Here is a 5366-nt window from a genome sequence, read left to right as displayed (position 1 = left end):
AGTAGCGGCCCGATCAGATCCCACTCCGCGTCCGACAAATCCCCGCGACCCATGACTGCCCCTCAAAAAGCAGTCTTGAATCAGAACAAGGCGGGTTTGGGAATCCCTTTTGTCAACACGGCCTAGGAGCTGTTTGCGGGGGCGCACCGCAAACCAGCAGCTCGCGTGAGATTGGTCGGCCGGTGCGGATTCTGCTTGCAACTATGTCCAATCGGCGGATCGAAATTGATCCGCGACGATCCTATTGGTTAACGCGGTCGAATACTCGGGGGCATCATGGGCGCATGTAGATTCGACGACCGCGCGCCCGCTTGCGCGCAGCTCACCAGCTACGACGAATGCCATCTCGCGGCCTACCTGCGATTGCTCGATGCCGAGGAGGATGGCGCCGATTGGCGTGACGCTGCCGCCGCCATCTTCAACATTGACGTAGCGGCGGAACCTGATCGCGCCCAGACGATGCACGCGACCCATCTTGCCCGCGCGCGTTGGATGACAGAGATCGGATACGCGCACCTGCTTGGCTGCCAACATCGGCTAAACCGTTAAGATTTAACTCCAATTCGGAAGTGTTCTCGCTGCCCTCGCTGCACGGTTGTGCGCGGTCTTTGCGCTATCCTAGCTAGGACAACCGGAAGATGTTGCGCTCCTAAAATCCGCGCCAAGCGCGGTTGGGAGGATGCAATGCCGACGCCGCCAGGGCGTCGCCAGCGGCGCGCCGGCGGACTGCCCGACGCCCTCGGGCGCGCCGAAATTGCCGCCGAGTTTCTCCGTCGAAACCGCACATACCGCGCCGAACACACGCAGATGCAGGAGCGCATCGCGAGCGGCGCCGTCGCGCAGAGTGCCGCCGAGACGGCCTTCGCGCGGCGATGGGGGTTGTCCTTTCGCCACGGCGCCGGATGACCTCGCAGAGCCGGTCCCCTGGCGCCCGGAACTGACCGCCGTCACGGTCATCCTCGACGCAGCACCGGAAGGATTTGACAGCGCTTCGCCGGTCGATCCGCGCGCGCTCGGCGCGCTGCTCGCCGACCTGGCCGGCATCGACGGACGCCATGTCATCGTCGCCGACGCGGCGGGCGAGCATCGGCTGTGGCTGCGCGATCCGCAGCCCGGCCAGCCGCTCGCTGCCGTCATTCCGCTCGACAAGGATTTTGTCACCCGCATCGCCAGCTTGCTGCGTTTCCATCGCCGCTTGCTCGGCCGCGCGGCCGGGCCGCTGCCGCGCGGCTGGCCGCTAACCGCCTATCGGCTCGCCCGGCTTGACCTGATGCTCCGCGCGCTCGACCTGCGCGATGGGGGCGCGACCTATCGCGAGATCGCGGTCGCGCTCGGACGGGACGAAGCGGCGCGGCTGTCCGCGAGCGATTGGAAGATGTCCGCCGCGCGTTCGATTGTGGTCCGGCTGGTCCGCGACGGCATCGCCATGATGAACGGCAACTACCGCAAGCTGCTCCGCATCCGCTGATTCGCTCCCCCGCCGCCGCACCCGTGGGGGTGGTCACATCGGTGCGGCCGCACATCTTCATACCCCACCCGGCCGCCTCCCTTCTGACAATTACGCCTCCTGCCGCCACCGCCCGCAGGAGCCGTCACTTGTCCGATACGCCTACCAACCTGCCGCCCCGCTTCCTGCGCACGCCGGAAGCCGCGCGCTTCCTCGGCCTCTCGGGGCGGACCCTGGAGAAGCACCGCTATTTCGGCACCGGCCCGGCTTACCGCCGGATCGGCGGCCGCGTCGTCTATTCGGTCGATGACCTGCGCGCTTGGGCCGACATCGGCATCAAGCATTCGACCTCCGATCCGGGGCAGGACGACCTCATGCCGCGCGCGGATTCGGCCATCGCGCGGAGCCGGCGATGACCGTCCCGCCGTCCCCCATGCGCTACCGGCAGCCGCCCACCGACGCCATGACCCGCGTTGAGCTGACGTGGATCGAGAAGCGGATTGAGCACTGGATCAGGTTCGGCCGGGTCGCGGTGGACGAGATCGTCGATCGCCGCCGCCGCATCGTCCGCTTCCGTCCCGGCGCGATCTTTGCGTTCGTCCGATGGGCGGCGAACGACTACGGCACGGTCAGCTCGCGCATCGACATCGTGCGCGCGGTCGGCGCGAACGAGCCGTTCACGACGCTCCCGTTCGTGCGGCCGGGCGGCGACATCCTGCTCAAGATCGAAGGCTGGCCCAAGGTCAGCCAAGTGCTCGCCGCGATCGACGCGACCGAGGCGGCCGGCGTCGATCCGTGCGACGCCGCGCCGGATCATTGGCGGCACGTCCACAACCGCATCGCCGCCGGACAACAGCCGCGCCCCTACACGCAGGAGCGTCATCGCGCCTGGCTTAAGCGCCGGGAGATCGAAGGATGACGCGCCGTGGATGGGGCATTGCGACAGCATCCGCCGCGTCGCTGTTCGCCGCGTCGTTCCTCGCCGTGGCGGTGTTCGACCCGCTCCCGCGCGTCGTCTGGAACGCCAGCGCCAGCGCGCCGATCGGGTTCTACCGGATCGAGCCGCTGCCCGATCCGCCGCACGGTGCATTGGTCGCCGTGAAGCCGCCACCGGCGCTGGCGCACTGGCTGGCGGAGCGCGGCTATCTCGGCGAGCGCGTGCCGCTGTTGAAGCATGTCGCGGCGCGGCCGGGGCAGATCGTGTGCCGCATCGACGCGGTGGTAAGCGTGGATGGGCGGCCCGTCGTCGTCGCCCGGCAGCGTGACGGCCGGGGCCGTCCGCTACCTGCCTGGCAAGGCTGCCGGACGCTGCGCGCCGGCGAGCTGCTGATGCTCAACCCCGACCACGCCGACAGCATGGACGGCCGCTATTTCGGGCCGCTGCCGGCCTCGACCGTGCTCGGCCGCGCCATCCCGATCCTCACCCGCGACACGCCCGACGCGCCGCTCATTTGGCGCTGACCCGCTTCCTCGCCTGCCAACCCAAAGGAGATTCCCATGCAGATCGGCAGCTTCTTCCGCACCGCCAACGGCTATGAAGGCATCATCGAGACGGCGACGCTCGACATCCGTATCTCGATCGTTCCGGCCGAGCAGAGCGACGCCGACAAGGCGCCGGACTGGCGCGTCCACCGCGGCGACGGCGGCGAAGGCCCGGAGATCGGCGCAGGCTGGAACGAGACCGGCGAACGCGCCGGGGATTACGTCTCGCTGCGCATCGACGACCCCGCTTTCGCGCAGCCGCTTCGCGCCGCGCTGTTCCAGAGCACCGCCGACAAGTCGGCATGGTCGCTGCGCTGGAACCGCCAGCCGAAGTCGCGCGAGCAGGACTGATCCGGTGCGCTTCCCCATCATCCCTTTGTTCGCGGGAAAGCCGTCTCATCCCTTCGTCCCGCTCGGTCGCAGGCCGGCCGGCGCGCGCAGCGAAGGTCAAGGGCGGCCAAAGGCCGGCGCACCGCGCGCACCCTTGACCGCGGCGAGCACGCTGGCAGGCTGGCGGCGGAGCGGAATCGGATCGGCGCTGATGCTTGCCGTGGTCCTGCTGTCCGGCGGCGGCGCGCCTGCCCCGGTGATGGCGCAGGATATGCCGGCCGCGCGATCGGCGGCCGTCCATCCCTCTGCCGCCCATGTCGCCGACGCCTCGCGGCGGTTCGGCATCCCCGAGGCATGGATATGGGCGGTGATGCGCGTCGAGAGCGGCGGCAATGCCCGCGCCGTGTCGCGCGCCGGGGCGATGGGCTTGATGCAGATCATGCCCGCGACCTGGGCGGGCTTACGCACCCGCTACGGCCTCGGCCCCGATCCGTTCGACGTGCGCGACAACATCATGGCGGGCGCGGCCTATCTGCGCGAGATGCACGACCGCTACGGCAACGCCAGTGCGATGCTGGCGGCCTATAATGCGGGACCGGGCCGCTACGACGACTTCGTGTCGCGCGGCCGTCCGCTGCCTGCCGAGACGGTCGGCTATCTCGCCCAGCTCGCGCCGATCACTGGCGGATCGGGCGCTGTGGAGGTGGCGGTAAGCGTGCCGCCTGATCCGTTCGCCTGGCGTCGCGCCGCGCTGTTTGTCCGCACGGGGAGCGACGCGTCAGATGCAGTTGCCGTGCAGTCCGGCAGCGGCGAAACCGCGCCGGAAACGCTCTCGGGCAGCGTAGAATCTGACGGCGGTCGCACGACCGATCCGTCGCCGAATGTAGCGCGCGACACGCTGTTCGTGTCCCGCGCCCGCGCGGGCCGACCGCAATGATCGGCCTGTCGCTCCCTTCATCCGTCCGAAGCAGCAAAGTGGCTGGGGAGGAGGAAAACGGCAGGGACAGACGAGGGCAAGATATAAGGCGCACCCCGTTTCGCCGAAAAGCCGAGGCTTTTCCGTGGCTTCACGCGGGGGCGTCGGTCGGCGAGCGTGCCGCTCGGAAGAGAAAAGCCAGAAAAATCAACGCCTCGAATGGCACCATCGGCCATTTTCGGCGGAAAGCGCTCCAGCTGTGAGCGAAGACAGCGACTTCCGCGTCCGGCCCGGCAAGGCCAAGCGCAGCAAGCCGCAAGGGCGCAACGCGCGGGGCCTGGTGGCCGAGGTGTTGCGTGTCGCCGCGATTCACAGCGGTGGCCAACGCGGCGGCGTTGGCCCGCGCCGTGGCGGACAGTCGAGCTTCGGGCGGGGACGCACGGCCTTCGCTCGTAGCCGTCTGTTCGGATCGAGCCGGCGGGTGCTGGTCAAGGCTCTGCCCGTCACGCACCGCAGCCGCACCGGCCGGCGCATGGCGCCGCTGTCCGCGCACGTCGCCTATTTGAAGCGCGAGGGTGTCACCCGCGATGGTTCGCCGACGCGGATGTTCGACGCGGCGGGGGACAATGCCGACGATCGCTCTTTCACCGATCGGTGCAAGGATGACCGGCACCATTTCCGCATCATCGTCTCGCCCGAGGACGCGGCCGAGCTGACCGATCTGCGCGAATACACTCGCGACCTCGTGCGCCAGATGGCGACGGACCTGGGGACGCGCCTCGATTGGGTGGCGGTGGATCACTGGAACACCGACAATCCGCACGTCCACCTGATCGTCCGCGGCGTGACCGATCAGGGCGCCGATCTCGTCATGGCGCGCGACTACATCAGCCACAATTTGCGCTCGAACGCCGAGGAGCTGGCACAGGCCGAACTCGGGCCGAAGCCCGAGCATGAAGTCCAGCGTGCGCTAGACCACGAGGTAAAAGCCGAGCGTTGGACCCGCCTCGACTCCGAGATTGGCCGCGCGGCCGACGAGCTGGGCGCCATTGACCTGCGCCCCGAGTGACCGGCCCCCACCGAGTGGTCCGGGTGGATTGTTAGTGCATTGACGCCTCCCTCGCCAGTGTTGGCCGTAGGTGGAGCGAAGCGGAACCGGAGGGCAACACTGGCGAGGGAACGGCCTCCGGC

Annotated in this window: 9 protein-coding genes and 1 pseudogene; 9 read left to right on the top strand and 1 reads right to left on the bottom strand. The window is 68.7% G+C overall.

What is annotated here, in order from left to right:
- Nucleotides 1–276 precede the first annotated feature (276 nt).
- From CDQ91_RS20715 to CDQ91_RS20675, 9 genes are all read left to right on the top strand, one after another.
- Complete coding sequence (locus tag CDQ91_RS20715; protein WP_079246859.1) at nucleotides 277–549, top strand: DNA -binding domain-containing protein; 273 nt, start codon at nucleotides 277–279, stop codon at nucleotides 547–549.
- 135 nt (nucleotides 550–684) lie between these two features.
- Nucleotides 685–906: a transcriptional regulator domain-containing protein gene (locus CDQ91_RS20710; protein WP_079246858.1), complete on the top strand. Its 222-nt coding sequence runs from the start codon at nucleotides 685–687 to the stop codon at nucleotides 904–906.
- Nucleotides 845–1468, top strand: a complete 624-nt coding sequence (locus CDQ91_RS20705; protein ID WP_237246097.1) for a DUF2285 domain-containing protein — start codon at nucleotides 845–847, stop codon at nucleotides 1466–1468. Before CDQ91_RS20710 ends, CDQ91_RS20705 begins: the two co-directional genes overlap by 62 nt.
- Nucleotides 1469–1596: 128 nt before the next feature.
- Complete coding sequence (locus CDQ91_RS20700) at nucleotides 1597–1863, top strand: helix-turn-helix transcriptional regulator (RefSeq protein WP_015459426.1); 267 nt, start codon at nucleotides 1597–1599, stop codon at nucleotides 1861–1863.
- On the top strand, nucleotides 1860–2366 hold the full coding sequence (locus tag CDQ91_RS20695; RefSeq protein WP_069318833.1) for a DUF2840 domain-containing protein: 507 nt from the start codon (nucleotides 1860–1862) through the stop codon (nucleotides 2364–2366). Before CDQ91_RS20700 ends, CDQ91_RS20695 begins: the two co-directional genes overlap by 4 nt.
- Nucleotides 2363–2908, top strand: a complete 546-nt coding sequence (locus CDQ91_RS20690; RefSeq protein WP_069318832.1) for a S26 family signal peptidase — start codon at nucleotides 2363–2365, stop codon at nucleotides 2906–2908. The genes CDQ91_RS20695 and CDQ91_RS20690 overlap by 4 nt, the downstream gene beginning before the upstream one ends.
- A gap of 36 nt (nucleotides 2909–2944) precedes the next feature.
- On the top strand, nucleotides 2945–3280 hold the full coding sequence (locus CDQ91_RS20685; RefSeq protein ID WP_069318831.1) for a DUF736 domain-containing protein: 336 nt from the start codon (nucleotides 2945–2947) through the stop codon (nucleotides 3278–3280).
- A 190-nt stretch (nucleotides 3281–3470) separates the two neighbouring features.
- Nucleotides 3471–4196, top strand: coding sequence for a lytic transglycosylase domain-containing protein (locus CDQ91_RS20680; protein WP_419722581.1), 726 nt, complete (start codon nucleotides 3471–3473; stop codon nucleotides 4194–4196).
- Nucleotides 4197–4434: 238 nt separating this feature from the next.
- On the top strand, nucleotides 4435–5244 hold the full coding sequence (locus CDQ91_RS20675; protein WP_237246096.1) for a relaxase/mobilization nuclease domain-containing protein: 810 nt from the start codon (nucleotides 4435–4437) through the stop codon (nucleotides 5242–5244).
- A gap of 31 nt (nucleotides 5245–5275) precedes the next feature.
- Here the strand turns inward: CDQ91_RS20675 and CDQ91_RS21145 are convergent.
- A pseudogene (locus CDQ91_RS21145) lies at nucleotides 5276–5366 on the bottom strand (integrase catalytic subunit); the annotation flags it as partial.

Origin of the sequence: Sphingopyxis witflariensis (genome assembly GCF_002205635.1) — a bacterium.
In the GTDB taxonomy this organism is placed as follows: Bacteria; Pseudomonadota; Alphaproteobacteria; order Sphingomonadales; family Sphingomonadaceae; genus Sphingopyxis; species Sphingopyxis witflariensis.
The sequence above is the reverse complement of the archived record's forward strand: the minus strand, read 5'-3'. Positions and strand labels throughout refer to the sequence as shown.

Bases quoted from the DNA above. Each gene is read 5' to 3' on its own strand.
- CDQ91_RS20690 (WP_069318832.1), top strand. From the start codon at position 2,363: ATGACGCGCCGTGGATGGGGCATTGCGACAGCATCCGCCGCGTCGCTG.
- CDQ91_RS20680 (WP_419722581.1), top strand. From the start codon at position 3,471: ATGCTTGCCGTGGTCCTGCTGTCCGGCGGCGGCGCGCCTGCCCCGGTG.
- CDQ91_RS20710 (WP_079246858.1), top strand. From the start codon at position 685: ATGCCGACGCCGCCAGGGCGTCGCCAGCGGCGCGCCGGCGGACTGCCC.
- CDQ91_RS20715 (WP_079246859.1), top strand. From the start codon at position 277: ATGGGCGCATGTAGATTCGACGACCGCGCGCCCGCTTGCGCGCAGCTC.
- CDQ91_RS20685 (WP_069318831.1), top strand. From the start codon at position 2,945: ATGCAGATCGGCAGCTTCTTCCGCACCGCCAACGGCTATGAAGGCATC.
- CDQ91_RS20695 (WP_069318833.1), top strand. From the start codon at position 1,860: ATGACCGTCCCGCCGTCCCCCATGCGCTACCGGCAGCCGCCCACCGAC.